This window comes from Hyella patelloides LEGE 07179, from assembly GCF_900659865.1.
Classification (GTDB): domain Bacteria; phylum Cyanobacteriota; class Cyanobacteriia; order Cyanobacteriales; family Xenococcaceae; genus Hyella; species Hyella patelloides.
In genome coordinates this window covers 1-1,202 of sequence record NZ_LR214325.1, presented here as the reverse complement: position 1 = coordinate 1,202, position 1,202 = coordinate 1, and the positions used below count along the sequence as shown (strand labels likewise).

Annotated in this window: 1 protein-coding gene and 1 pseudogene; both read right to left on the bottom strand. The window is 43.0% G+C overall.

The window, feature by feature from the left end; all coding sequences use genetic code 11:
• Positions 1-215, bottom strand: a 215-nt coding sequence (locus tag H1P_RS33515; RefSeq protein ID WP_484133495.1) for a transposase, incomplete at its 3' end; no start/stop codon positions are given.
• Between the two features lie 478 nt (positions 216-693).
• A pseudogene (locus H1P_RS33510) lies at positions 694-1,202 on the bottom strand (hypothetical protein); the annotation flags it as partial.

Genomic DNA, 1,202 nt, shown 5'->3' with positions numbered 1-1,202 from the left:
TTTTCTTTAATAATTAATGCCCCCAATGCTATCCGAAATGGTTTAGCTATTGCTCCCATTGTTTCTGAGAAATTTTCGGCATATTCTGACTCAAAATCTGACCAAGGAATTAACTCTGCCATAATTACCCATCGGTTTTCTGATGACAACTTACTTTCAAAGGGTAATTCAAAATTTTCTGGGGTAAGCTCCGACTGGCTAGTTTTACGGTACATTTGTTCTTGCTGAGATAAGTGCAAGGGTCTTTTACCAATTTTAGGGGTTTTTCGCCATTTTTACTTAACTTTTTGCTGCGCCCAAAATCCTTGTAACCTTTATTTGCTCAAGGTTGTCAAGTTATTCAGCAAACCCTAAGTAGAAAGTACTGTTTTCAATTTCACGAAAATTGCGGTTAGGCGTGCGTTTCTCGCAGAGCGAGATCGCCTTTGATAATGAACCTACCGCCGATCATTTCTCCTTTTATTCTGGGTGACGGGTGAAATTCAGCATCATCTCATGCCCGCAGTCTACACTAAAAAACGGAGCTGCGTGAAATACCAAATTTAAAGATTTCTGAACGCAGCCCCTCAGAAGAACCGATTTTTGCGGTCAACAATTATTTCTCATTTCCCTTTCTCCCTATTGTTTTTAGAGTCAAGGGTTAAAAACTTACCCTTGAAAGAGTTTATTTGGAGGATGCTGGTCTACTCTAAATTATGCCTCAAACGGCACTGGCGACGGTTTGTTTTCTTCTAGTTGGATACTCAGCTGTTCTCCAGGAGCAGTAATCATAAACGGCACTGGCGACGGTTTGTTTTCTTCTAGTTGGATACTCGGCTGTTCTCCAGGAGTAGTATTCATAAACGGCACTGGCGACGGTTTGTTTTCTTCCAGTTGAATACTGGGCTGTTCTCCAGGAGCAGTAATCATACGCGCTCCCTTGCCACTAGTAAAGTAGCTCCAAGCCCACTGAATCATCACAACTAATTTATTGTCAAACTCCAGCAGGTAGAAGACGTGAATAAACATCCAGAATGCCCAAGCTAGAAACCCATACAGCTTCAAGAAACCGAACTCTACCACGGCAGCGTGTTTGCCAATTACAGCCAAGCTGCCCCAGTCCCAATACCGAAAAGCTGAGATCGTCTCTCCTTGGAGGCGACTTTTAATCAGGCGAGCCACATATTTCCCCGACTGCATTGCTACTGGAGCTACACCAGGTA